Below are 23,342 nucleotides of genomic sequence, written 5' to 3' on the forward strand. Positions count from 1 at the left end.
GCGACCTCGGCGAGGATGTCGTCGATCGCGTGCCAGTTGCCGCCGTAGAACGAGTACTCGGTGTCGCACCAGACACAGCGCAGCGGACAGCCGGTGAGGCGCACGAACACGGTGCGCCAGCCGATCGCATCAGCCTCGCCCTGGATCGAGTGGAAGATCTCGGTGATGCGCAAGCGTTCGGCAACGGCAGGCGTGCCGGACGCCTCGCGTGCGTCATTGCCGCCCATATCGCTACCTGCTCAGTTGCCCGACTGCAGTTGCAGGCGCTGCAGGCGTTCCTGGGCCAGGCTGGCCACCTTGGAACCCGGGTATTTGGTGGTGACCTGGGTCAGCGTAGCCTTGGCCGCCACGGTCTGCTTGAGCTCCAGCTGGCTGTAGCCGACCTTGAGCAGCGCGTCGGGAGCCTTGTCGCTCTGCGGAAACTGGCTGAGCAACTGCTGGAACGACTCCAGCGCAACCGGATAATTGGTGGTGGCGTAATACGACTCGCCGAGCCAGTACCAGGCATTCGGCGCCAGCGCATGGTTCGGGTACTGCTGGATGAAGCTGCGGAACTCGCGCGAAGCCTCCACGTAATTGCCCGCGCGAATCGCCTTGAAGGCCACGTCGTAGGCGGCCTGGGCTGCAGCTGGATCGCCGGCGGCGGCGGCACTGCCGGCCGTGGCCGGCGGCTGGTTGGCCGCCGTGTTGCTGGCGGCAGCGGCGACACTGGCCGCGGCGGCCGGATTGCCGGCCTGCGCCTGCGGGTTGTTGCCTGTCGCGGCGGCGCCCGCACTGCCTCCCTCGAGACGGCCCATGCGGGCGTCGAGGTCGGTGTACTGGGCCTTGTTCTTGTCATCGAGCGTCTGCAACTGGTGCTGCAGTTCCTCGATCTGTCCCTGCAACTGCTGCACCTGTGACTGCAACTGCTGCATCTGGTTGACCATGCCGGTACCGGACTGGTCCTTGTTCTGTGCCTGCTGTTCCAGCCGCGTGACGCGATCGGCGAGACTCAATCGCGAGTCCTGCGCGAATGCCGGGAACGCGAACAGCATGGCGGACGCGATTGCGCCCGCCATGCTGAGCCTGGCTGCAAAGCTGTTAGCCAGTCGCTTCATCATTACTGCGCCGTGTAGACGATCTCGACGCGGCGGTTCTTGCTCCAGCAATCCTCGTTGTGCTCACGGCACACCGGCTTCTCTTTGCCGTAGCTGATCACTTCGAGCTGGCTGGCCGAGCCACCGTTGGCCTGCAGCGCGTCTGAGACGGCATTGCCACGACGCTCGCCGAGGCCGAGGTTGTACTCGCGGGTGCCGCGCTCGTCGGTGTTGCCTTCGAGACGGATGTGCGAGGTCGGGCGGTCCTGCAGGTACTTGGCGTGGCACGCCATGATCTGCTGGAACTCCGGCTTGATCTCGGTCTTGTCGAAGTCGAAGTACACGACGCGCTGACGCAGGCAGGCATCGGTATCGAGGTCGGCAGGGGTGTACTTGCCATCAGACACGGGGGCCTGGGTCGGAGCGGTCTGCTCCGGAGCGGGCTGCGGTTTGACTTCTGCTTTCTTGGAGCAAGCGGCCGCGCCTACGCAGAGCAGGGCAACCAGGGCGACGCGAACGGTCTTATTCATGGTGACGTTCCTTACGAGTTGAGTTCCGACAAACGATGACGACTGAGGTTACGGGACAGCGACGCCGGTCGACCGGCTGTTATTTTGACGCTTGAAAGATCGACAGTGCGTGACGCTGCACTATCGCTCTGACTGGCCATGACGCGGCAAGGCGCCACAGCCGGAAACCGAAACGCGCCCAAAGGCGCTGTCCGGGCCCAGTCCCTGGGCATTATGCTGCCGCACTTGCGTGCAGCAGCATGAAAATCAACGTTGCCGGTATGGCCCCCAGGCGGGTTCGCGCACGTCGCCATCGGAAAGTACGAGGCGCTGGCGGACCAGACCGTCAGCCGATACGGCGTACAACACGCCGCGACGTCCTTCAGTAGCGGCATACAGCAGCATGCTGGCATTCGGAGCAAAACTCGGGGACTCGTCGATCGGGCCCGGCGAGAGGGAGCGCACCTGGTCACCCAGACTGCGATCCATGATGACAATACGATACACGTTCCCGTTGCCCTGCACCATCGCGATCTGCTTGCCGTCGTAGCTTACCGAGGCGTTCGCGTTGTTCTGGCCCTGGAAGCTGATCCGCTGCGGCGTGCCGCCGCTGGCCGGAACCTGGTAGATCTGCGGCCGGCCGGAACGGTCGGAAGTGAAATAGATGCTCTGGCCGTCGGGTGCCCAGACCGGCTCGGTGTCGATCGCCAGGCTGTTGGTCAACCGGGTTTCGTGGCGGCTGGCGACGTCCAGCACGAACAATTCGAGGTTGCCGACGTAGGACAGCGCCACCGCCAGCTTGCTGCCGTCCGGCGACCATGCCGGTGCGCCGTTGATGCCCCTGGCATGGGCGGCCACCAGCTGGCGCGAACCGGTGGTGATGTCCTGCACGTAGATCGACGAATTGCCGCTCTCGAACGAGACGTAGGCGATCTTCCGACCATCCGGCGACCACGACGGCGACAGCAGCGATTCCTTCGAGCGCGCGACCACCTGCGGGTTGTAGCCGTCCGAATCGGCCACGAGCAGCGAATAGGTCGTGTTGTTGCCCAGGCCGACCGCGGTGATGTAGGCGATGCGGGTCCAGAAGGCGCCGCGCACGCCGGTGATCTTCTCGTAGACGACATCGGCAATCTGGTGCGCCACGCTGCGCAGGTCACCCACCGGTGCCGGCGGCATCTGCTGGTGCAGCAGGCTCTGCTGCTTGTTGACGTCCCACAGTTCGTACTCGACCTGCACCATGCCGTTGCCGGCATCCTGGACGTTGCCGACCACGATGTAGTCCTGCTTGAGCAGACGCCAGGTCGCGAACTTGATGTCCGACCCCTTGGACGGGAATTCCACGATGTCGCTCTTGGCCAGCGAGCGGAACTTGCCGGAACGGTTGAAATCGTTGCGCATCACGTCCGCGATGTCGGTCGACAACGGCGCCCCGCCGGCCTGCGCGAACGGCACGACCACGATCGGGGTGGCGGTCTTGACCCCACCTACGATGTCGACATTCAGCGATTGGGCGGCGGCCGGACCGGCGAACAACGCCACCACGGCCAGCAGGATGACGGCGAAGCTTGAGCTGAATTTGCGCATGGGCTTGATCATTGCGGCCTGAAGGTGAAGGTGAGGTTGCGCTGGAACACGCTTTCAAAGCCCTTGTAGGGCAAGGTCTTGGTGCGCAGTACTGCATTCTCGACCGAACGCCGGCCAGCATCGTCATACGGGCAGCTGGAATCGACGGTGGCACTCATCACGTCACCGCCGGGCGACTGCACGATATGAACCTGACACGGAACTGCCGGTATGTTATCCGGCCTTAACCAGTTCGGCGTGACCGCATTCTGAATGGCCGCCGCGTATTCGTCGGCGAGGTTGCTGTTCTGGCTGTTGTTGCCGGTCTGGCGCTGCGCCGCGGCCGGCAGGTCGGGCTGGCCGTCGTCCTGCGCGTTCTTCAGGTCTTCCAACTGCTGCCGGGCCTGCTTCGCCTTGTTGTCCAGCTGCTTGGTCTGGGCCGACGCGGCGTCCATCTTGGCGAACAGCGCGTCGAGCTTCTTCTTCTGTTCCGCCTTCTTCTTGGCCGCTTCCGCATCCAGTTCGGACTGGCGCTGGCGCTCCTTCTCTTCCTGTAGCTGCTTGGCCTCTTCGGCCTTCTGCGCGGCATCCTCGACCACGCGCTCCTGGTCCTTCACGTCGACGTGCTTGGGCGGCGGCGGCAGCGCGCTCACCGGCGGCGTCTCGGGCGGCGGTGGGGTCGGCGGCGGCACCGTCGGCGGTGGCGGGGTGGAATTGGGCACCGGCTTGACCTTCACCGCCTTCGGTGGCGGGCTGCCGGTGGGGCCGATCAGGGTCGCCTCGATGATCTGCCCCTGCAGCTCCAGCGGCTTCGCGCAGGTGATCGGATTCATCCACGCCGGCAGGTGCAGCGCGTTGAAGACATTTTCATAGCTCGAACACGGCAACACCGCGAGGAACAGAAACCCCACGATGCCGATGTGCAGGATGGCGGAAAGAACGACCGCCTTCGGCGTCGCCTTACTTTCGTCCATTGGACGTGCTCTTGCCCTGCACGGGCTGGGCCATCAGGCCCACCTTGGCCACGCCGGCCTGCTGCAGGTCGGCCAGAATCTCGACCACGCCGCCGTAGTGGCCCTGATCGTCGCCGGCCACCAGCACGTTGACGTCGGGATTCGCGCGCACGAAGGCACCCACCTTGGTCTGCAGCGCGACAGCGTCCAGCAGTTCCTTTTCTGCACCAGGCAGTGTCAGGAAAAGCTGACCATCCTGTTTCACGGTGACGATGACCGGATCCTTCTTCTGCTGCAGCGACTTCGCATCGGCCTGCGGCAGGTTCACGTCGACATTGGATTTCATCATCGGCGTGGTGACCATGAAGATGATCAGCAGCACCAGCATCACGTCGATGTACGGCACCACGTTGATTTCGGATTTGAGCTTGTAGCGCCGCTGGCGCCCGGAGGTTCGCATGGCTGCTCTCCGCTCAGGCGACGTCGTCGGTCTGGATCTGCCGCTGCAGCACGGAGGAGAACTCCTCCTGGAACACGTCGTAGCGCGAAGCGATGCGCTCGACCTTGGTGGCGTAGCGGTTGTACGCCCACTGCGCCGGGATCGCCGCGAACAGGCCCATCGCGGTGGCGATCAGCGCCTCGGAGATGTGCGGCGCGACCACCGCAATGGTCACGTCCTTCATGTCGCCCAGGCCCTGGAACGCGCCCATGATGCCCCACACGGTGCCGAACAGGCCCACGTACGGACTGATCGATCCAACGTTGGCGAGGAATTCCAGGTTGCGCTCGAGCAAGCCGATCTCGCGCGTGCCAGTCACCTGCATGGCGCGCTCGGAGCCCTCGATCACGCTGCGCGTATCGTGGGTCTTGCGCTGGCGCTGGCGCGCGAACTCGCGAAAGCCCGACTCGAAGATGTTCTCGATGCCGCCGGTGCCACCGTTGCGGTTGCTGACCTCGCGGAACAGCTGGGCCAGGTCGCCGCCGGACCAGAAGCGCTCCTCGAACTCCTCGGCATTCTCCATCGCCGCCTTGGTCTGCGAGTACTTGCGGATGATGATCACCCACGACAGGAACGAGAACACCAGCAGGATCAGCAGCACCAGCTTTACCGGCACGCTCGAATCCGCGACCAGCGAAAATACATTCAGTCCACCGTTCATTGCTTGCAGGTTCTCCGCCAGTCGGCTTGGTTGTCTAGGGTGCGGGTTGCGGGATCAGATCGGCCGGAATCGGTGCCGGCCGCATGCGCTGAAGGTCGACGCAGGCCACCCGCACGCTTGCGCGGATCAGGCAGCTGCCGTCCGTCTTCGTGATCACTTGGGTGAACAGGATACTGGCTGCGCGCCGTTCTTTGACTTCGACCGTTACCGACAGTTCATCATCCAGCAGGGCTGGCCTGAGGAAGTCGATGTGCATGTCGCGCACCATGAAGGCCAGTCCGGTGGCCTGCTTGAACGCCATCTGGTCGACGCCGAGCGCGCGCATCCACTCGCTGCGGGCGCGCTCCATGAAGCGCAGGTAGCCGGCGTGATAGACCACGCCGCCGGCGTCGGTGTCTTCCCAGTAGACCCGTACCTTCCAGCTGAAGGGCGGCTTGGCAGCGGCTTCAGGCATCGTCGCTTCCGAGATCGAACAGGTCGGCGGGCGGCGTCTGCCGCGGCGGCGGGGTCAGCCCCAAATGGCGCCAGCCCCTGGCGCTGACCATGCGGCCGCGGGCGGTGCGCACCAGGAAACCCTGCTGGATCAGGTACGGTTCGACCACGTCCTCCAGCGTGCCGCGGTCCTCGCTCAGCGCGGCGGCCAGTGATTCCACCCCGACCGGGCCGCCGTCGAAGTTCTCGATGATCAGGCCGAGCAGGCGCCGGTCCAGCTCGTCGAAGCCTTCCGGGTCGATCTTCAGCATGTCCAGCGCGGCGCGCGCCGCGGCCAGCGTGATCTCGCCGCCGGCGCGCACTTCGGCGTAGTCGCGCACCCGGCGCAGCAGGCGGTTGGCGATGCGCGGCGTGCCACGCGAGCGGCGGGCGATTTCCTGCGCCCCTTCCGGCGCGCAGACGATGCCGAGGATCTTCGCTGCGCGGCGCACGATCGCGGTGAGCTCGTCGGCGGTATAGAACTCCAGCCGCTGCACGATGCCGAAGCGGTCGCGCAACGGCGCGGTGAGCATGCCGGCGCGGGTGGTCGCGCCGATCAGGGTGAACGGCGGCAGGTCCAGCTTGATCGAGCGCGCGGCCGGGCCTTCGCCGATCATGATGTCGATCTGGAAGTCTTCCATCGCGGGATACAGCACCTCCTCGACGATCGGCGACAGGCGATGGATCTCGTCGACGAACAACACGTCGTTCGCCTCCAGGTTGGTCAGCAGTGCGGCGAGGTCGCCGGCGCGCTCCAGCACCGGGCCAGAGGTGGAGCGCAGGTTGACCCCCAGCTCGTTCGCGATGACATGGCTGAGCGTGGTCTTGCCCAGGCCCGGCGGACCGAAGATCAGCACGTGGTCCAGCGCGCCGCCGCGTTTCCTGGCCGCCTCGATATAAATCGACAGTTGCTCGCGCACCGCCTGCTGGCCGAGGTACTCGGCCAGCCGCTTCGGCCGGATGGTGGCTTCCAGCGCTTCGTCGTCGAGCTGGGCAGCGGCGGTGATGATGCGGGCTTCGGTCATGCGGGGATTATGGCAGGCTCGTCATGCACTTGTAGGAGCCCGCTGGCGGGCGATGCTCTGGTTTCGATGGGCATCGGAGCTGAGGCATCGCCCGCAAGCGGGCTCCCACAGGCCAGATCAGATCTCGACCTGGGCACCGAGTTCGATCAGCCGGTTGCCGGGAATCTGGAAGAACGCGGTGGCCGGCAGTGCATTGCGCGACAGGAACGCGAACAGCTTGTCGCGCCACAGCGCCATGCCGGGGCGGCGCACGTCGGCCACGATGGTCTCGCGCGACAGGAAGAAGGTGGTGTCCATCATGTCGAAGCCGAGGCCCTCGCGCGTGCATTGGGTCAGCGCCAGCGGGATGTTCGGATCCTCGGCGAAACCGAAGCGCAGCTCCAGCCCGAAGAAGTTGCCGGCCATCGGGGTGATCGCGATGCGCTCGTCGGCGTCGGCCACCGGCGTTTCCAGCGTCTCCACCGTCAGCAGCACGTTGCGTTCGTGCAGCACCTTGTTGTGCTTGAGGTTGTGCAGCAGCGCGTGCGGCACGGCATGCTGGTTCGCGGTGAGGAAGATCGCCGTGCCCGGCACGCGCAGCGGCGGGTGCTCGGCGATGTTCTCGATGAACGGTGCCAGCGCCAGCCCGCCCTGCTTGATCTCGCGCACCACCAGCTCGCGGCCGCGGCGCCAGGTCGTCATCACGCTGAACAGCACCACGCCCAGCACCAGCGGGAACCAGCCGCCGTGGGCGACCTTGAGCAGATTGGCGCCGAAGAACGACAGATCGATGATCAGGAACAGCACGCCGACCAGCACCACCGTCGGCCAGCTCCAGTGCCAGCGCTTGCGTGCCACCACCAGCGCCAGCAAGGTGGTCATGGTCATGGTACCGGTCACCGCGATGCCGTAGGCGGCGCCCAGGTTGTCGGAACTGCGGAAACCGAGCACCGCCAGGATCACCAGCACCATCAGCATGCGGTTGACCCACGGCACGAAAATCTGCCCGGACATCTCGCGCGAGGTGTGCACCACCGCCAGCCGCGGCGAATAGCCCAGCGACATCGCCTCGCGGGTCATCGAGAACGCGCCGGAGATCACCGCCTGCGACGCGATCACCGCCGCCGCGGCCGACAGCACGATCATCGGGTACAGCAGCGGCGCGGGCACCATCAGGTAGAACGGGCTGGAGATCGCCAGCGGGTCGCCCAGCAGCAGCGCGCCCTGGCCGAAATAGTTGAGCAGCAGCGCCGGCAGCACGAAGCCGAACCAGGCCAGCCGGATGGGTTTCTTGCCGAAGTGGCCCATGTCGGCATACAACGCTTCGGCGCCGGTCAGCGCCAGCACCACGCCGCCGAGCGCGATGAACGAGGTATTGCCGTGGCTGAGGAAGAAGCGCACCGCATGCAGCGGGTTGACCGCGTACAGCACCTGCGGATTGGCGATGATCTGACGCGTGCCGAGCACCGCCAGCACCACGAACCACAGCGTCATCACCGGCGCGAACGCCTTGCCGACCTTGTGCGTGCCATGCCGCTGCACCGCGAACATGCCGAGCAGGATCACCAGCGCGATCCATACCACGTACTTGCCCAGGCCGGGCGCAGCGACCTGCAGGCCCTCGACCGCGCCGAGTACCGAGATTGCCGGGGTGATCACGCCGTCGCCGTAGAACAATGCGGCACCGAAGATGCCGAAGCCGGCCAGCACCCAGCGCGACCGCGCCGAGCCGCTCATCGAGCGCTGCGCCAGCGCCATCAGCGCCATGATGCCGCCTTCGCCCTTGTTGTCCGCGCGCATCACGAAGGTGACGTATTTCAGCGACACCACCATGATCAGCGACCAGAACACCAGCGACAGCACCCCCAGCACCGCCGGCTCGGTCGGCGTCATGCCGTGCGTGCCGAGGGTTTCCTTCATGGTGTACAACGGGCTGGTGCCGATGTCGCCGAACACCACGCCGATCGCACCCAGCGCCAGCGTTCGCAACCGGCGCCGGGTCTCGGCCGGCGATTCGCCCTGCATGGCCTGCTGTTCCACGATCAGCTCCCGAGCGCCGCGCGCAGGGCCTTGCGGATGATCGCTTCGGCGTCGTCGCCCTCGGCGGCGACCTTCTGCACCAGCCGGCTCACCTCGACCGGCTTGTAGCCCAGCTGCTGCAACGCCACGGTCGCTTCGCCGGCGGCATCCAGCGGCGCGCCGGCCGCACGCGGCGTGGCGCCGGGAATGGCGGACATGCCATCGAGACGATCGCGCAGTTCCACCACGATGCGTTCGGCGGTCTTCTTGCCGATGCCGGGAATCTTGGTCAGCGCGACCACGTCGCCGGCATGCACCAGCCGCGCGAAATGGTCGGTGGACACGCCGGACAGCACCGCCAGCGCGATCTTCGCGCCGATCCCGCTGACCTTCAGCAGGTTGCGGAACAGCGTGCGTTCGCTCTCATGCAGGAAACCGTACAGCGTGATGCTGTCTTCCTTCACCGCGTGATGGATGAGCAGGACCACTTCCTTGCCGAGGCCCGGCAGGTCGTAAATCGTCGACATCGGCGCCTCGACCTCGTAGCCGACGCCGCCGACCTCGACCAGCAAGGACGGTGGCTGCTTGCTTATCAGGATGCCGCGCAGACGTCCGATCACCGGCGCCGCCTCCAGTGCATATCCGTCGACGACGCCTTCATCGGCGGCGCCTCCAGGCGGTGCGCGGAATACCGACGCGGATCAGGCTGGCGCGGGTGTGCGCATGCGTCACCGCCACCGCCAGCGCATCGGCGGCATCGGCCTGCAGCGGCCCCTTGAGGCCGAGCAGCACGCCGATCATGTGCTGTACCTGGGTCTTGTCGCCGCGACCGCTGCCGACCACGGACTGCTTCACTTCGGTTGCTGCGTATTCGTGCACCACGATCCCCTGGCTGACCACCGCGCAAATGGCGGCGCCGCGCGCCTGTCCAAGCTTCAATGCCGAATCCGGATTGCGCGCCATGAACACGCGCTCGATCCCGCACTCGACGGGCTGATGCGTGGCGATGATGTCACACAGTTCGTCAAAGATGCGTTTCAGGCGCAGCGGGAACGTGGCCTCGCCGGCCACCGCCAGCGCCCCATGAAAGACGTGGGTGAGCCTGCCCACCTCGTCCACGTCGATGATGCCCACGCCGGTGCGCTGGCTGCCGGGATCGATGCCGATAATGCGGGTCATCACGATGCGATGCGAAGGCGCGTGGCCCCCGACTTATTCGGCCGTCCCGGAGGGCAGCAAGGCGTTGTGCGACACCTCGCTCACGTCGTCCAGCGCGTCGAGCTTCTCGAGCAGGTCGAGCAGTTGCTCCAGCGCCTCCTCCGGCACCTCGATGCGGTTGTTCGGGCGCATCACCACGCCAGCGTGCTGGGCACTCAGACCGGCGGCGATGAGGGCCTGCTGCACCGCCTCGAAGTTCTCCGGCGAGCACAGCACGATGCTCTCGCCATGTTCGTTGAGCACGTCGTCGGCGCCGGCTTCCAGTGCCGCCTCCAGCACCTTTTCCTCGGCCGCCGCGTCGCCGCCGGTGGCGAACACCAGCTCGCCGCAACGGGTGAACTGGAACGCCACCGAGCCCGAGGTGCCGAGATTGCCGCCGTGCTTGGCCAGCACGTAGCGCACGTCCGCCACGGTGCGGGTGGGGTTGTCGGTGAAACTGTCGATGATCAGCGCGATGCCGGCCGGGCCGTAGCCTTCGTAACGCAGCTCCTGCATGTCGGCACCGCCGTCGACACCGGAGCCGCGCTTGACCGCGCGATCAATGGTGTCGCGAGTCATGTTCGCCGACAACGCCTTGTCGATCGCTGCGCGCAGGCGCGGGTTGCCGCCAGGGTCAGCCACCCCGGCGCGCGTGGCGACGGTGATCTCGCGGATCAGCTTGGTGAACACCTTGGCGCGCTTGGCGTCTTCGGCGTTCTTGCGACCTTCGATGGACGGGCCTCTACCCATGACGATTCCTGCACGAAGCGATTGGACAAGCGGCCAATTTTACCTGAATTCGGCCGTCGTGCCGGCGGCAGGGCCTCGCCGTGCCGCGACAAGACGCCTCAACCCGGCAACCCCGTGAACCGCCCGTGGCGCAGGAATTCCGCCACCAGCCGCGCCACCTCCTGCGAGAACAGCAGGCCGGTATGGTTCGCCTCGACCACGCAGTGCGCGGCCAGTCCGGCCAGGCGGGTTTCCTCGACCGCCACGGTGCCGTCGTGCTCGCCGACGAAATGGCCGAGCATGGCGCCGAGACCGAGCGGCATGCGACCGGCGATCATGCCGACCTCGCGCGGCCCGTCCCAGCGTTCGAAACCCTGCTGCAGCAATTCGCGGTTATGCCCCAACAGCACCTCGCCGCCCCGCCCCCAGGCGGCGAAGCCGCGCGCGGCGGCGCTACCCTTCAGCGGCGACCCCAGGCATACGATGCGGCCAGGCGGCAGCTCGGCATCGAGACAAGCGCGCAAGGCCAGCAGGCCACCGAGACTGTGGCCGACCAGGTGCACCGCATCAGCCTCCCCGGCCAACGCGGTCATGCGTGCCTGCAAGCGATCCAGGATGCGCTGCTGGGTTGCCGCCACGCTCAGGTAATCGAAGCGGTGCACGCGAAAACCCGCCTCGATCAGCCGCCGGTGCAGCAGGGACAGCGCGAAACCGCGCATCCACAGGCCGTGCAGGAGGATCACGTGATCAGACATGAGGCGAATGACACCCGACGCGAAGTGGAAGAAACGGCAACGCCGCCGGCAACTGCACGCGCATGGCCGACCCGGCGCCGGCCCTGAGGGCGCGCGGGGTCAGGTGCCCGCCGCCTCGTCGCCCAGCACCCGCACGTGCAGTTCCTTCAGCTGTGTCGGGGCGATCGGCGACGGTGCGTCGGTCATCAGGTCCTGCGCGCTGGTGGTCTTGGGGAACGCGATGACGTCGCGGATCGACTCGGTGCCGGCCAGCAGCGCGGCGATGCGGTCGATGCCGAACGCCAGGCCGCCGTGCGGCGGCGCGCCGAATTTCAGCGCCTTCAGCAGGAAGCCGAACTTCATCTCGGCCTCTTCGGCACTGATGCCGAGCAGCTCGAACACCGTGCTCTGCATCTCCGGCCGGTGGATGCGGATCGAGCCACCACCGATCTCGTTGCCGTTCAGCACCATGTCGTAACCGCGGCTCACCGCGTTGTGCGGGTCGGCGCGCAGCTGCGCGGCGTCATCCACCTTCGGCGCGGTGAACGGATGATGCAAGGCGACGAAGCGCTGCGCCTCGGCGTCGTACTCGAACATCGGGAAGTCGGTGACCCACAGCGGCTTCCAGCTGTCCTCGACCAGGCCGCGATCCTTGCCGAGCTTGAGCCGCAGCGCGCCCATGAAGTCGGTGACGGTCTTCCACGCACCGGCGCCGAAGAACACGATGTCGCCACTCTGTGCCGCAGTGGCCTGGAGCACGCCATCCAGCGCCGCGTCGTCGAGGAACTTCGCCACCGGCGAGCTGATTCCCTCGCGGCCTTTCGCCAGGTCCTCGACCTTGAGCCAGGCCAGGCCCTTGGCGCCATAGCGCGAGGCGTATTCGGTCAGCACATCGATGTCCTTGCGCGACAGCGTGCTGCCGCCGGGCACGCGCAGCGCGGCAACACGGCCGCCGGCGTCGTTCGCCGGTTCGGCGAACACCTTGAACTCGATGTGCTTCACCGCGTCGGCGACGTCGACCAGCTCCAGCGCGATGCGCAAGTCCGGCTTGTCCGAACCGAAGCGACGCATCGCCTCGGCCCAGGTCATGCGCGGGAACGTGGCATCGAGTTCGACGCCCTGCACTTCCTTGAACACGTGGCGGATCAGTTCCTCCACGAAGTCCTGCACGTCCTTTTCCTCGACGAAGGCGAACTCCAGGTCGAGCTGGGTGAACTCCGGCTGGCGGTCGGCGCGCAGGTCCTCGTCGCGAAAGCAGCGCGCGATCTGGTAGTAGCGGTCGAAGCCGGCCACCATCAGGATCTGCTTGAACAGCTGCGGCGACTGCGGCAACGCGTAGAACTGGCCCGGATGCACGCGGCTGGGCACCAGGTAGTCGCGCGCGCCTTCGGGCGTGGCCTTGGTCAGGATCGGCGTCTCCACGTCCTGGAAACCGCGCTCGTCCAGATAACGGCGCAGCGCCTGCACCAGACGGATGCGCTTGCGCATCATTGCCTGCATCTCGGGGCGGCGCAGGTCGAGGTAGCGGTAGGTCATCCGCATGTCCTCGTTCGGATTCTCGTGCAGCGCGAACGGCAGATCCTTCGCGGCGTTGAGCACCTCCACCGTGTCGGCCACCAGCTCGATCGTGCCGGTCTTCAGCTTGTCGTTGACCGACAGCCGCGGGCGGATCGTGCCGGTGACGCGCAGGCAGTACTCGTTGCCGATCTCGTTGGCGACGGCGAACGCCGCGGCGTTCTCACGCTCGATCACCACCTGGGCCAGGCCTTCGTGGTCACGCAGGTCGACGAAGGCGACGTGGGCCTGCAGGCGGATCTTGTTGACCCAGCCGCACAGGGTGACGGTCTGGCCGATCAGCGACTCATCGATGAGGCCGCAGTAATGCGTGCGCATGCGCTTGAAACTCCGGGCGGGCCGCAGGGCGGCCGAAACAGATGGAAAAGACCCGGAATGTTACCACCGCAGCGGCAGGCGGGGCTCCGAGCCGGCCGGCCCGGAACCGCTCACCAGCGGCGGTCGACCACGAACTGGCCGCGGCAGCCGTGGTTCACCCACACGCCGGCGCGGTTCCAGCCCCAGCTGTAACCCTCAGTGCAGCGGGTATCGGACATCTGCTGCACCAACCGCACGCGCCCACGGCGACCGACGTCGACCTGGCACATCTGGTAGCGCTTCTTGTTGCTGTCGCACTGCAGGCGGATCTGCCGATCCCAGCCCGGGCCCGGCTGCCAGCCGCCGCGCCGATCGCCATCGGCGCGATCGTCGTAGCGGCCGTCATCGCCGTAACCCGGACGTTCATCGCGATAGTCACGGCGGTCGGACGAGGCCGCGAACAGGCCGCGACAGCCGCGATCGACCCACAGACCTTGGCGGTCCACGCCCCAGCTCTCCCCGCGGACGCAGGCACCCTTCGATTCCTGCCGGACCAGCCGGGCGTCACGCCACGGCATGGCACAACGGTTGAATTTGCCATTGGTGCTTTCGCAGCGGATCGCCGCATCATCCTGCCGCGACTGGGCAAGGGATGCCGTCGGCAACGACAGCGCGCCGAACAGAGTCGCCACGACGCCGAGCAGAAGTCTGGATGAAAGATGCATGTGCCTGTCCCCCGGGAAGTTGCCGTCAACGCTATCGCAGACTAACCAAACCCAGCTTGAACATCGCCCATGCGGCGACTTGCGCCGAGGGTCAGTCGCCGCCGGCGGGCTTTGCCGCGGGCGCTGGGGGCGCCGCCGGCACGCTGGCGGCGGGCTTGGTCTCGGCACCACCACCATCGGCCAGGTTGTGCTTCTTCTCCCCGCTCTTCTTGAAATCGGTTTCGTACCAGCCGTTGCCGGCGAGCCGGAACGACGGCGCGCTGACCATCCGCCGCAGGTGCGGCGCATCGCAGGCGGGGCAAACTGTGGGATCGGTATCGGACAACTTCTGCAGGCGGTCGAAGCGATGACCGCAATGGCTGCATTCGAATTCGTAGATGGGCATGGAAACTCCGGGCACGCCGACCAACGTGGGGCCGACAACACGCCATTATCGGGGTACACGGACGGATTTCAACGTACCCGACGTTGCATGGTGACGCTCGCCCCCAGCAGCAGCCTGCAAACTGGAGGCAACCGCGGCTCAGGTTGTCAGCCTCATGCACCGCCAATAGATGCTGTCTCGGTATTTGAACTTATGGACGTCCATACGTCTATTTCCTAAGCAATGGCACGTCACCATTCCGCAGTTGCCGAGCCACAGTGACCTATGAGCCTGGAGAGTTCCCATGAGCAAACGTTCCAACCCGATCGTTTCGGCATGGCTTCCCCGGTGTCACTGGCGGCCGCCATTTCCCCAAAGAGGCGGAAGGGTGATCGCCACCAACAGCACCACGGGCATCCTGCCGTAGAGTTCGCCGCTCGGTTTCAACGGCGTCTGCATCTGCGGCAGGGCGGCATATCGCCGGTGGGCCCGCACCACAGAATGAACCCGGGCCCCGGCCAGACCGGGGCTTTTCATTGCACGCGTCCCCGAATGCAGGGACGCCTCGCGCAGACATCGGATCCCGCCCTGTCCATCGAAGGGCTTCGCTGACAGCTTATGCCGCCAACGCTGACAGCCACAGGCCCGACGATTACGGATAATCGCCCCGCTCAAGCTACCTGACGAACGGCAACGCTTCGTCACTTGACACGTCAATCCGACATGTACAGCATCCCCCTGTGCCCGCGCAGCCTCATCTCACGCCCGCGCGGCGCCCGCCATCCGGCGGCAGCAGGGGATCACGGATACGGCCTGTCACGACGCAAGTGCGCCGACACCCAGCGCTGGGTCGGTGTTGACAGGGAGCGGTACCACGCCATCAACCTGAGGGGAATTTCATGAAACCTGCAAACTATGCAAGCATGCTGGGTACCGCACTGGCGCTGGCATTGACCGTGGGCGGTGACGCGATCGCCCGCGAGGCGCCAACGATGACCGTCGCCGTGATCGACTTCACCAACCAGACCAGTTCCGCCAACTGGTGGAACGGCGATGTCGGCAACCAGCTCGCCGACGTACTCAGCAACGAACTGAGCGCCACCGGCGACTTCAAGGTGATCGAACGGCAGAAGATCGACGCCGTGCTGGCCGAGCAGGACCTGGCCGCCTCCTCCCGCATGCGCCCGGGCAGCACTCCGCACAGCGGCAACATCACCGGCGCCCAGTACCTGATCACCGGCAGCGTTGCCGCCTACACCGAAGACACCTCCAATACCGACGGCGGACTGAACATCGCCGGTTTCCGCGTGGGTGGCGGCAAGTCCGAGGCGTATATCGCCATCGACCTGCGGGTGATCGATGCGGAAACCTCCGAAGTGGTGTACTCGCGCACCGTCGAGGGGCGCAGCTCCAGCGGCGGGGTGAACCTGCGCGGCTACGTCAGCGGCGTGGGCGGCGACTTCGCCCATTCGAAGAAAACCCCAGCCAGCAAGGCAGTGCGCGCGGCCTTGATCGAAGCGACCGACTACCTCGACTGCACGATGGTCAAGCGCGATGGTTGCGAAGCCCGCTACCAGCAGAAGGAACAGCGCCGTCGCGACAGCAGCAAGAAGGTGCTCGACCTCGACTGAAGAACAGATCGTACCCGCTCGAAGAATCGAGCGGGCACGAGGCGTCGACTGACAGGGCCATCCGGTAAAAGGATGGCCCTGCTTCGTTCGGGCCTGCAGCCTGCTCGCGCGGCTTCAGGACTTGCGAAAGACCAGCTGTCCGCCCTCGGCGGCGACCGTCACCGTATCACCTGACTGGAAGCGGCCTTCGAGGATCTGCTTTGCCAGCGGGTTCTCCAACTGCTGCTGGATCGCGCGCTTCAGCGGCCGCGCCCCGTACACCGGGTCGAAGCCGACGTTACCGAGCAGGGCCAGCGCATCGTCGCTGACGTCCAGCTTCAGCTGGCGCTCGGCCAGGCGCTTGTCCAGATAGGTCAGCTGGATGCGCGCGATCGCACGGATCTGCGTCTTGTCGAGCGGGCGGAACACCACGATCTCATCGAGCCGGTTGATGAACTCGGGCCGGAAGTGCGCCTGCACCACGCCCATTACCGACGCCTTCATCTGGGTGTACTGCTCCTCCGCATCGCCGCCATTCTCCGCGGCATCCTGGATCATCTGCGAGCCGAGGTTCGAGGTCATCACGATGACGGTGTTGCGGAAATCCACGGTGCGGCCCTGGCCATCGGTAAGGCGGCCGTCGTCGAGCACCTGCAGCAGGATGTTGAATACGTCCGGGTGTGCCTTCTCCACCTCATCCAGCAGGATCACGCTGTACGGCCGGCGGCGCACCGCCTCGGTCAGATAGCCACCTTCCTCGTAGCCCACATAGCCCGGCGGCGCGCCGACCAGCCGGCTGACCGAGTGCTTCTCCATGAACTCGCTCATGTCGATGCGCACCATCGCGTCGGTGGTGTCGAACATGAACTCCGCGAGCGCCTTGCACAGCTCGGTCTTGCCCACGCCGGTAGGGCCGAGGAACAGGAACGAGCCGTTCGGCCGGTTCGGATCGGACAGGCCGGCGCGCGAGCGGCGGATCGCATCGGACACCGCATGCACCGCTTCGTCCTGGCCAACGACGCGCTTGTGCAGCTGGTCTTCCATGTGCAGCAACTTTTCGCGCTCGCCCTCGAGCATCTTGCTGACCGGGATGCCGGTCCAGCGGCTGACCACCTCGGCGATCTCCTCGGCGGTGACGCGGGTCTGCACCAGCGTGAAGTCCTGCGTCTCGGCGGCCTGCGCCGCGGCCAGCTGCTTTTCCAATGCCGGCAGCTCGCCGTACTGGATCTCGCTCATCTTGGCGTAGTCCTGTCGGCGCTGGGCGGCGTCCAGCTCCTGCCGCGCCTGCTCGATCTGCTCCTTCACCCGGGTCGTGCCCTGCAGCGCGGCCTTCTCGGATTTCCAGATCTCGTTCAAGTCGGAGAACTCGCGCTCCAGCTTGCCGATGTCGGTTTCCAGGTCGGCCAGCCGCTGCTTCGACTCGCTGTCCTTTTCCTTCTTCAGCATCTCGCGCTGGATCTTCAGCTGGATCAGCCGGCGCTCCAGCCGATCGAGTTCCTCCGGCTTGGAGTCGATCTCCATGCGGATGCGCGAGGCGGCCTCGTCCATCAGGTCGATCGCCTTGTCCGGCAGCTGACGGTCGGCGATGTAGCGGTGCGACAGCGTGGCCGCGGCGACGATCGCCGGGTCGGTGATCTCGACGCCGTGGTGCACGGCGTAGCGTTCCTTCAGCCCGCGCAGGATCGCGATGGTGTCTTCCACCGACGGTTCGCCCACGAAGACTTTCTGGAAGCGGCGCTCCAGCGCGGCGTCCTTCTCGACGTACTTGCGGTATTCGTCCAGCGTGGTGGCGCCGATGCAGTGCAACTCGCCGCGCGCGAGCGCCGGCTTGAGCATGTTGCCCGCATCCATCGAGCCCTCGGCCTTGCCGGCGCCGACCATGGTGTGCAGCTCGTCGATGAACAGGATCACCCGGCCTTCCTGCTTGGAAAGGTCGCTCAGCACCGCCTTCAGGCGCTCCTCGAACTCGCCGCGGAATTTCGCACCGGCGATCAGTGCGCCCATGTCCAGCGCCAGCACGCGGCGATCGCGCAAACCTTCGGGCACTTCACCCTTGATGATGCGCTGGGCCAGCCCCTCGACGATCGCGGTCTTGCCCACGCCGGGTTCGCCGATCAGCACCGGGTTGTTCTTGGTGCGCCGCTGCAGCACCTGGATGGTGCGGCGGATCTCCTCGTCGCGACCGATCACCGGGTCGAGCTTGCCCGACTCGGCGCGCGCGGTGAGGTCAATGCAGTATTTCTCCAGCGCTTGGCGCTGTTCCTCGGCGTTCTCGCTCTGCACCTTCTCGCCGCCGCGCAGTTTTTCGATCGCGGCTTCCAGATTGGCCTTGTTCGCCCCGGCGGCCTTCAATGCCGCGCCCAGCTCGCCCTTGTCGTCCAGCGCGGCCAGCACGAACAGCTCGCTGGCGATGAACTGGTCGCCACGCTGCTGCGCCAGCTTGTCGGTGAGGTTGAGCAGGCGGTTGAGGTCGTTGCCCAGGTTGATGTTGCCTTCCTGCCCGCTGACCCGAGGCAGCCGTTCCAGCATGTCGTTGACGCGCTGGGTCAGCAGCGGCACGTTGACCTGGGCCTGGGCCAGCAGCGGTGCGGTCGAGCCGCCCTGCTGGTTCAGCAGCGCCGCCATCACATGCGCCGGTTCCAGCATGTTGTTGTCGCGGCCCACGGCCAGCGATTGCGCATCGGCCAGCGCCTGCTGGAATCGCGAGGTGAGTTTGTCCATCCGCATCGAATGATCCTCCGCACGAGGTGAAAGGTTTCGGCGGGCAGCTCCGCCACTGCCCGGTGAGATGCGGACAACGGAGACCGATTCAAGCAAACGGCATGACGACGTCGCGTCAAGACCGCGGTGGCGCTCAGCTGTCGGCCAGCCAGATCAGGCTGGCGAACCGGCCGCTGCGGGCACCGTCGCGGCGATAGGAGTAGAAGCGCGCGTCGGCCAGCGTATCGAAGCCGCCGCCATGGATGCGTCGCACGCCGGCTGCCTGCAGGCGGCGCTGCGCCAGCGCGGCCAGGTCGCACAACCAGTGCCCGGCGCGGGTCGCCACGAAGCAGCTCGCAGCGCCGGCATCGGACGCCACGAAGGCGCTGCGCACCTCCTCACCCACCTCGTATGAGGCAGCGCCGATGCACGGCCCCAGCCATGCCAGCAAGCGCGACGGGGGTGTCTGCAGCTGGCTCAGGGTAGCTTCCAGCACGCCGCCGGCCAGACCGCGCCAGCCGGCATGCGCCGCACCGATCTCGCTGCCGTCGTCGGCACAGAACAGCACCGGCAGGCAGTCGGCGGTGAGGATCGAAAGCACCGTACCGGGGATGTGCGACACCGCCGCATCCGCCTGCGGCTCGTCGGCACTGGGCAGCGGCCCCAGTTCGGCCACGTTGACGCCATGCACCTGGCGCAGCCAGCGCGGTGCGGACGGCAGGCGCAGCGCCTGCTGCATCGAGCTGCGGTTGGACAGGGTCGCGTCGATCGAATCACCGCTGCGCAGGCCGAGGTTGAAGCGGTCGAACGGTGGCGCCGAGATGCCCGGTCCCAAGCGAGTGGTGATCGTCGCATGGACCCGTGACGGAGCCGGCCAGTCGGGGAAGATCCAGGTATCGGTCATTTTCCGGAAATCGGGAGTCGGGGATGGGGAGTCGGGAAAGCATCGCATACCCGCCGCCCCGGTTCCCGCTTGCTCCCTCAATAGTGATCCGAGCCGTGCTCGGCCAGATCCGCCCGCAGTGCCTCGATCAGTGCCAGTTGATCGGCTGGCCGCTCCGCGCCGAACGACAGCGGCTCGCCGGTGGCCGGATGGATGAACGACAGCTTCTCGGCATGCAGCGCCTGCCGGCGGAATCCGCGCAGCGCGGCAACCAACTCCGCCGAGGCGCCCTTGGGCAACTTCAGGCCGCCGCCGTACAGCGGGTCGCCGACCAGCGGATGGCCGGTATGCGCCAGATGCACGCGAATCTGGTGGGTACGGCCGGTCTCCAGCTGGCACTGCAGCAGGCTGTGCGCCCGGAAACGCTCGCGCAGGCGGTAATGGGTCACCGCGCGTTTGCCGTCCTCCTCGTCGCGCACCGCCTGGCGCAGGCGGTCGCCCATGCTGCGGCCGATCGGTGCATCCACCGTGCCGCCGGCCACCATCGTGCCCAGCACCACCGCCTCGTACTGGCGTTCCACTTCGTGCCGCGACAGCAGGTCGACCAGCGCGGTGTACGTCGGCAGCGTCCGCGCCACCACCATCAGGCCGGAAGTGTCCTTGTCCAGCCGGTGCACGATGCCGGCCCGCGGCAGTTCGGCCAGCTTCGGATCATGGTGCAGCAGCGCGTTCAGCAGGGTGCCGGCCGGATTGCCGGCGCCAGGATGGACCACCAGCCCGGCCGGCTTGTCCAGTACCAGCAGGTGCGCGTCCTCGTGCACGATGGTCAGCGCGATGTCCTCCGGCGCGCTGGACACCTCGTTTTCCAGCTCGACCTGCAGGCACACCTGCTCGCCGCCACGCAGCAGCTGCCGCGGTGGTGCCTGTACGCCATCCAGGGTCATCGCGCCGGACTTGATCCAGCCGCTGAGCCGCGAACGCGAATAATCGGGGAACATCTCGGCCACGGCCTGGTCGAACCTGCGTCCCGCCGCGCCCCGCGGCACCTCCGCCTCATGCCGGATCGTGGTCATGTCGGCCTCCACGAGCTGTGGCCGGTTTCGGCTATCATGCCTTTTCGCTCAAACATCTGAATTCTTTCCTTATGCGCCCAACAATCGACTCGCCCAAGCTGCCGATGTCCAAATTGCCCGTTCTGAAAGTGCTTGTGGTGCTCGCGCTCGTCGTGTCGATGAGCGCATGTTCGATGTTCAAGTCGAAACGCGAGTCCATCGACACGATGCCGCTGGTCGCGCTGTACGACAACGCGCATGCCTCGCTGCAAAACGCCGACTACGCGGCCGCCGCCAAGGCCTACCAGCGCCTGATCGCGCGTTTCCCGTCGGGCGAGTACAACGAGCAGGCCCAACTCGAGCTGGCCTACGCGCAGTACAAGGACAACCAGCCGGATGATGCCTTGTCGACCGTGAACCGCTTCATCAAGACGTATCCGACCAACAAGCACGTCGATTATGCCTATTACCTGCGCGGCCTGATCAATTTCGATCGCACCAGCGGCGTGATCGAGCGCTACATCAACCGCGAAGGCTCGCAGGCGCGCCGCGACCAGGGCTACAACCTGCAGTCGTTCGACGACTTCTCCGAGCTGTCGCGCCGCTTCCCGGACAGTGCCTACACCGCCGACGCACGCCAGCGCATGATCTACCTGCGCAACATACTGGCCCAGTACGAGATCAACGTGGCCGAGTTCTACCTGCGCAACAAGGCCTACATCGCCGCGGCCGATCGCGCGCAGTACGTGGTCGAGCACTACCAGCAGGCCCCGCAGGCCGGCGATGCGCTGGCCATCCTCACCCGCAGCTACCTGGCGCTGGACCAGAAGACCCTGGCCGACCAGAGCCGCCAGGTGCTGGCGCTGAACTACCCGAACCACCCCTACCTGACCGACGCCAAGTGGCCGCGTGCGCCCTCCACGCTGCGCAAGCTGGTGCCGTTCTCGGGGCATCACTGACACCCCAGATCAGCTGAAACAGGAAGCCGGCGAGTGATCGCCGGCTTTTTTGTGGCCCAGCTGCAAGGTGGCGCCCGCCCGGGCGAGTCAATGCCAACCGGAAGTGATGGGATAGCGCCGCTCGCGGCCGAATGCGCGGGTGGTCACGCGTGGGCCCGGCGCCGACTGCCGGCGCTTGAACTCGTTCAACAGCACCAGCCGCACCACCCGGCGCACTACGTCGGCATGGAAACCTTGCGCCACGATCTCCGCCTGCGACTGCTCGCGCTCGATAAAGCGTTCGAGGATCGCGTCCAGTTCGTCGTACGGCGGCAGCGAATCCTGGTCGGTCTGGTTGTCGCGCAGTTCGGCCGAGGGCGGGCGTTCGATCACCGCCGGCGGGATCCGCTCGGCTTCGCCGGCACGCGCCGCTTGCGCATTGCGCCAGCGCGACAACCGGTACACCACGGTCTTGTACACGTCCTTCAGCGGCGCATAGGCACCGCACATGTCGCCGTACAAGGTCGCGTAGCCGACCGCCATCTCGCTCTTGTTGCCGGTCGCCAGCAGCAGCCGGCTGTGCTTGTTGGACAGCGCCATCAGCATCGCGCCGCGAATACGCGACTGCAGGTTTTCCTCAGTGGTGTCGGCGCCCTTGCCGGCGAACGCCGGGGTCAACGCCTCGATGAATGACTGGTAGGTCGGCTCGATGTCGATCACGTGGTAGTCCACGCCCAGTTGCTCGGCCTGCGCGCGCGCGCCGTCCAGCGACAGCTGCGAGGTGTAGCGGGTGGGCATCATCACCGCGGTGACCCGCTGCGCGCCCAGCGCGTCGACCGCCAGTGCCAGCGTCAGCGCGGAGTCGATGCCGCCGGACAGGCCCAGCAGCACGCCGCCGAAGCCGTTCTTGTCGATGTAGTCGCGGGTGCCGCGCACCAGCGCCGCGTACAACGTCGCCTCCAGTGAGCGGTCGGCGGGAACCGGCCAGTCTTCCGCCGACAAGGTCCGCGCGGCCGGGTCGAACTCGGCCCACAGCAACGCATCGACAAAGGCCGGCGCACGCGCGGCGATCGAGCCGTCGCCGTTCACCAGCATCGAGCCGCCGTCGTAGACGACCTCGTCCTGGCCACCGACCAGGTTGAGATAGGCGACCGCGCAGCCGGTTTCGCGCGCCCGCGCCTGCAGCATGGCTTCGCGCTCGGCCTGCTTGCGCTCGTCCCACGGCGAGGCGTTGATCACCACCAGCAGTTCGGCGCCGGCCGCCGCGGCCTGCGCCGCCGGTTCCGGCTGCCACACGTCCTCGCAGATCAGCAGTCCCACGCTCACCCCGTCGATCACGGTCGTGACCGAGGCGTGGCCGGGGCGGAAATAGCGCTTGTCGTCGAACACGCCGTAGTTCGGCAGCGCCTGCTTGTGTGCGGTGCACTCCACCTTGCCATCACGCAGCAGGCTGGCCGCATTGAATACCTCACCCGCGCTGTGCGGGTGGCCGACCAGGGCGGCGATGCCGTTGGTCGCCACCGCCAGCGCGGCCAGCTCACTGTCGCAGGCGGCCAGGAAGCTCGGCCGCAACAGCAGGTCCTCCGGCGGGTAGCCGCTCAAGGTCAGTTCGGGGAACGCCACCAGCGCGGCGCCGCCGGTGCGTGCCCGCGCGATCAGGTCACCGGCTTTGGCGGCATTCGCCGCCACCGCACCGACCGGGAAATCGCATTGGGCCAGTGCCAGACGCAGCCTTGCCATGAACGTGCTCCAGAAATGACGAAGGCCGCGATGAATCGCG

The 23,342-nt window shown here is 66.5% G+C and carries 23 protein-coding genes and 1 pseudogene; 2 read left to right on the forward strand and 22 right to left on the reverse strand.

The genetic code is table 11. The features are described from left to right. From ABD024_RS13585 to ABD024_RS13670, 18 genes and pseudogenes are all read right to left on the reverse strand, one after another. Window positions 1–227: pseudogene (locus ABD024_RS13585) on the reverse strand (7-carboxy-7-deazaguanine synthase QueE); the annotation flags it as partial. A gap of 12 nt (window positions 228–239) precedes the next feature. Continuing rightward, the gene (gene ybgF / locus ABD024_RS13590) at window positions 240–1,100 is read right to left on the reverse strand and encodes a tol-pal system protein YbgF (protein WP_426698322.1); all 861 of its coding nucleotides are present in this window, start codon (window positions 1,098–1,100) and stop codon (window positions 240–242) included. Beyond that, window positions 1,100–1,606 (reverse strand): peptidoglycan-associated lipoprotein Pal, encoded by a 507-nt coding sequence (gene pal, locus ABD024_RS13595; RefSeq protein ID WP_343853565.1) that lies wholly within the window; start codon window positions 1,604–1,606, stop codon window positions 1,100–1,102. Before pal ends, ybgF begins: the two co-directional genes overlap by 1 nt. A 246-nt stretch (window positions 1,607–1,852) precedes the next feature. After that, window positions 1,853–3,184: a Tol-Pal system beta propeller repeat protein TolB gene (tolB, locus tag ABD024_RS13600; protein ID WP_343853568.1), complete on the reverse strand. Its 1,332-nt coding sequence runs from the start codon at window positions 3,182–3,184 to the stop codon at window positions 1,853–1,855. Beyond that, a complete protein-coding gene (gene tolA, locus ABD024_RS13605) occupies window positions 3,181–4,125 on the reverse strand; it encodes a cell envelope integrity protein TolA (protein WP_343853571.1) in 945 nt (314 codons plus the stop codon). Before tolA ends, tolB begins: the two co-directional genes overlap by 4 nt. Continuing rightward, window positions 4,112–4,564: a protein TolR gene (tolR, locus tag ABD024_RS13610; RefSeq protein WP_343853573.1), complete on the reverse strand. Its 453-nt coding sequence runs from the start codon at window positions 4,562–4,564 to the stop codon at window positions 4,112–4,114. The genes tolA and tolR overlap by 14 nt, the downstream gene beginning before the upstream one ends. 13 nt (window positions 4,565–4,577) lie before the next feature. After that, on the reverse strand, window positions 4,578–5,264 hold the full coding sequence (gene tolQ / locus ABD024_RS13615) for a protein TolQ (protein ID WP_343853575.1): 687 nt from the start codon (window positions 5,262–5,264) through the stop codon (window positions 4,578–4,580). Between the two features lie 34 nt (window positions 5,265–5,298). Next, the gene (ybgC, locus tag ABD024_RS13620; RefSeq protein WP_343853577.1) at window positions 5,299–5,718 is read right to left on the reverse strand and encodes a tol-pal system-associated acyl-CoA thioesterase; all 420 of its coding nucleotides are present in this window, start codon (window positions 5,716–5,718) and stop codon (window positions 5,299–5,301) included. After that, window positions 5,711–6,760 carry a Holliday junction branch migration DNA helicase RuvB gene (ruvB, locus tag ABD024_RS13625; protein WP_343853579.1) on the reverse strand — a complete coding sequence of 350 codons (1,050 nt, stop codon included), beginning with the start codon at window positions 6,758–6,760 and terminating at the stop codon, window positions 5,711–5,713. Before ruvB ends, ybgC begins: the two co-directional genes overlap by 8 nt. A 117-nt stretch (window positions 6,761–6,877) precedes the next feature. Continuing rightward, window positions 6,878–8,764 (reverse strand): potassium transporter Kup, encoded by a 1,887-nt coding sequence (locus ABD024_RS13630; protein ID WP_343854707.1) that lies wholly within the window; start codon window positions 8,762–8,764, stop codon window positions 6,878–6,880. 17 nt (window positions 8,765–8,781) lie between these two features. After that, a complete protein-coding gene (ruvA, locus tag ABD024_RS13635) occupies window positions 8,782–9,378 on the reverse strand; it encodes a Holliday junction branch migration protein RuvA (protein ID WP_343853581.1) in 597 nt (198 codons plus the stop codon). Window positions 9,379–9,415: 37 nt separating this feature from the next. Further along, entirely contained in the window at window positions 9,416–9,937 is a 522-nt protein-coding gene (gene ruvC / locus ABD024_RS13640) for a crossover junction endodeoxyribonuclease RuvC (RefSeq protein ID WP_343853583.1), read from the reverse strand. 33 nt (window positions 9,938–9,970) lie between these two features. After that, window positions 9,971–10,705, reverse strand: a complete 735-nt coding sequence (locus tag ABD024_RS13645) for a YebC/PmpR family DNA-binding transcriptional regulator (RefSeq protein ID WP_343853585.1) — start codon at window positions 10,703–10,705, stop codon at window positions 9,971–9,973. Window positions 10,706–10,803: 98 nt separating this feature from the next. Next, window positions 10,804–11,439 carry an alpha/beta fold hydrolase gene (locus ABD024_RS13650; RefSeq protein ID WP_343853588.1) on the reverse strand — a complete coding sequence of 212 codons (636 nt, stop codon included), beginning with the start codon at window positions 11,437–11,439 and terminating at the stop codon, window positions 10,804–10,806. A 99-nt stretch (window positions 11,440–11,538) separates the two neighbouring features. After that, entirely contained in the window at window positions 11,539–13,311 is a 1,773-nt protein-coding gene (gene aspS, locus ABD024_RS13655) for an aspartate--tRNA ligase (RefSeq protein WP_343853590.1), read from the reverse strand. Between the two features lie 110 nt (window positions 13,312–13,421). Next, complete coding sequence (locus tag ABD024_RS13660) at window positions 13,422–14,015, reverse strand: DUF3011 domain-containing protein (RefSeq protein WP_343853593.1); 594 nt, start codon at window positions 14,013–14,015, stop codon at window positions 13,422–13,424. A gap of 91 nt (window positions 14,016–14,106) precedes the next feature. Continuing rightward, window positions 14,107–14,400 (reverse strand): FmdB family zinc ribbon protein, encoded by a 294-nt coding sequence (locus ABD024_RS13665; protein WP_343853594.1) that lies wholly within the window; start codon window positions 14,398–14,400, stop codon window positions 14,107–14,109. A 330-nt stretch (window positions 14,401–14,730) separates the two neighbouring features. Next, entirely contained in the window at window positions 14,731–14,916 is a 186-nt protein-coding gene (locus ABD024_RS13670; protein ID WP_343853595.1) for a hypothetical protein, read from the reverse strand. 362 nt (window positions 14,917–15,278) lie between these two features. On the opposite strand from ABD024_RS13670, the gene ABD024_RS13675 reads away from it, so the two are divergent. Then, entirely contained in the window at window positions 15,279–16,010 is a 732-nt protein-coding gene (locus ABD024_RS13675; RefSeq protein ID WP_343853597.1) for a CsgG/HfaB family protein, read from the forward strand. Between the two features lie 114 nt (window positions 16,011–16,124). On the opposite strand, the gene clpB is transcribed toward ABD024_RS13675, so the two are convergent. From clpB to rluD, 3 genes are all read right to left on the reverse strand, one after another. Next, complete coding sequence (clpB, locus tag ABD024_RS13680; RefSeq protein ID WP_343853599.1) at window positions 16,125–18,716, reverse strand: ATP-dependent chaperone ClpB; 2,592 nt, start codon at window positions 18,714–18,716, stop codon at window positions 16,125–16,127. 127 nt (window positions 18,717–18,843) lie between these two features. Next, window positions 18,844–19,593, reverse strand: a complete 750-nt coding sequence (gene pgeF / locus ABD024_RS13685) for a peptidoglycan editing factor PgeF (RefSeq protein ID WP_343853601.1) — start codon at window positions 19,591–19,593, stop codon at window positions 18,844–18,846. Window positions 19,594–19,670: 77 nt separating this feature from the next. After that, window positions 19,671–20,645, reverse strand: coding sequence for a 23S rRNA pseudouridine(1911/1915/1917) synthase RluD (gene rluD / locus ABD024_RS13690; RefSeq protein ID WP_343853603.1), 975 nt, complete (start codon window positions 20,643–20,645; stop codon window positions 19,671–19,673). Window positions 20,646–20,716: 71 nt separating this feature from the next. Between rluD and ABD024_RS13695 the strand changes: the two genes are divergently transcribed. Then, entirely contained in the window at window positions 20,717–21,583 is an 867-nt protein-coding gene (locus ABD024_RS13695) for an outer membrane protein assembly factor BamD (protein ID WP_343853605.1), read from the forward strand. An 87-nt stretch (window positions 21,584–21,670) separates the two neighbouring features. Here the strand turns inward: ABD024_RS13695 and ABD024_RS13700 are convergent, their stop codons facing one another. Then, window positions 21,671–23,302, reverse strand: a complete 1,632-nt coding sequence (locus ABD024_RS13700) for an NAD+ synthase (RefSeq protein ID WP_343853606.1) — start codon at window positions 23,300–23,302, stop codon at window positions 21,671–21,673. Window positions 23,303–23,342 lie beyond the last annotated feature (40 nt).

Source organism: Rhodanobacter soli, from assembly GCF_039523495.1.
In the GTDB taxonomy this organism is placed as follows: domain Bacteria; phylum Pseudomonadota; class Gammaproteobacteria; order Xanthomonadales; family Rhodanobacteraceae; genus Rhodanobacter; species Rhodanobacter soli.

What these genes read in the sequence shown, in the direction of transcription:
- aspS (WP_343853590.1), bottom strand. Translation starts at nt 13,311, where the DNA reads ATGCGCACGCATTACTGCGGCCTCATCGATGAGTCGCTGATCGGCCAG.
- rluD (WP_343853603.1), bottom strand. Translation starts at nt 20,645, where the DNA reads ATGACCACGATCCGGCATGAGGCGGAGGTGCCGCGGGGCGCGGCGGGA.
- ABD024_RS13665 (WP_343853594.1), bottom strand. Translation starts at nt 14,400, where the DNA reads ATGCCCATCTACGAATTCGAATGCAGCCATTGCGGTCATCGCTTCGAC.
- ABD024_RS13670 (WP_343853595.1), bottom strand. Translation starts at nt 14,916, where the DNA reads ATGAAAAGCCCCGGTCTGGCCGGGGCCCGGGTTCATTCTGTGGTGCGG.
- ruvB (WP_343853579.1), bottom strand. Translation starts at nt 6,760, where the DNA reads ATGACCGAAGCCCGCATCATCACCGCCGCTGCCCAGCTCGACGACGAA.
- tolA (WP_343853571.1), bottom strand. Translation starts at nt 4,125, where the DNA reads ATGGACGAAAGTAAGGCGACGCCGAAGGCGGTCGTTCTTTCCGCCATC.
- ybgC (WP_343853577.1), bottom strand. Translation starts at nt 5,718, where the DNA reads ATGCCTGAAGCCGCTGCCAAGCCGCCCTTCAGCTGGAAGGTACGGGTC.
- tolQ (WP_343853575.1), bottom strand. Translation starts at nt 5,264, where the DNA reads ATGAACGGTGGACTGAATGTATTTTCGCTGGTCGCGGATTCGAGCGTG.
- ruvC (WP_343853583.1), bottom strand. Translation starts at nt 9,937, where the DNA reads ATGACCCGCATTATCGGCATCGATCCCGGCAGCCAGCGCACCGGCGTG.
- tolB (WP_343853568.1), bottom strand. Translation starts at nt 3,184, where the DNA reads ATGATCAAGCCCATGCGCAAATTCAGCTCAAGCTTCGCCGTCATCCTG.
- ABD024_RS13630 (WP_343854707.1), bottom strand. Translation starts at nt 8,764, where the DNA reads ATGCAGGGCGAATCGCCGGCCGAGACCCGGCGCCGGTTGCGAACGCTG.
- ABD024_RS13700 (WP_343853606.1), bottom strand. Translation starts at nt 23,302, where the DNA reads ATGGCAAGGCTGCGTCTGGCACTGGCCCAATGCGATTTCCCGGTCGGT.
- clpB (WP_343853599.1), bottom strand. Translation starts at nt 18,716, where the DNA reads ATGCGGATGGACAAACTCACCTCGCGATTCCAGCAGGCGCTGGCCGAT.
- ABD024_RS13660 (WP_343853593.1), bottom strand. Translation starts at nt 14,015, where the DNA reads ATGCATCTTTCATCCAGACTTCTGCTCGGCGTCGTGGCGACTCTGTTC.
- ybgF (WP_426698322.1), bottom strand. Translation starts at nt 1,100, where the DNA reads ATGATGAAGCGACTGGCTAACAGCTTTGCAGCCAGGCTCAGCATGGCG.
- ABD024_RS13675 (WP_343853597.1), top strand. Translation starts at nt 15,279, where the DNA reads ATGAAACCTGCAAACTATGCAAGCATGCTGGGTACCGCACTGGCGCTG.
- tolR (WP_343853573.1), bottom strand. Translation starts at nt 4,564, where the DNA reads ATGCGAACCTCCGGGCGCCAGCGGCGCTACAAGCTCAAATCCGAAATC.
- ABD024_RS13695 (WP_343853605.1), top strand. Translation starts at nt 20,717, where the DNA reads ATGCGCCCAACAATCGACTCGCCCAAGCTGCCGATGTCCAAATTGCCC.
- ABD024_RS13645 (WP_343853585.1), bottom strand. Translation starts at nt 10,705, where the DNA reads ATGGGTAGAGGCCCGTCCATCGAAGGTCGCAAGAACGCCGAAGACGCC.
- pgeF (WP_343853601.1), bottom strand. Translation starts at nt 19,593, where the DNA reads ATGACCGATACCTGGATCTTCCCCGACTGGCCGGCTCCGTCACGGGTC.
- ABD024_RS13650 (WP_343853588.1), bottom strand. Translation starts at nt 11,439, where the DNA reads ATGTCTGATCACGTGATCCTCCTGCACGGCCTGTGGATGCGCGGTTTC.
- pal (WP_343853565.1), bottom strand. Translation starts at nt 1,606, where the DNA reads ATGAATAAGACCGTTCGCGTCGCCCTGGTTGCCCTGCTCTGCGTAGGC.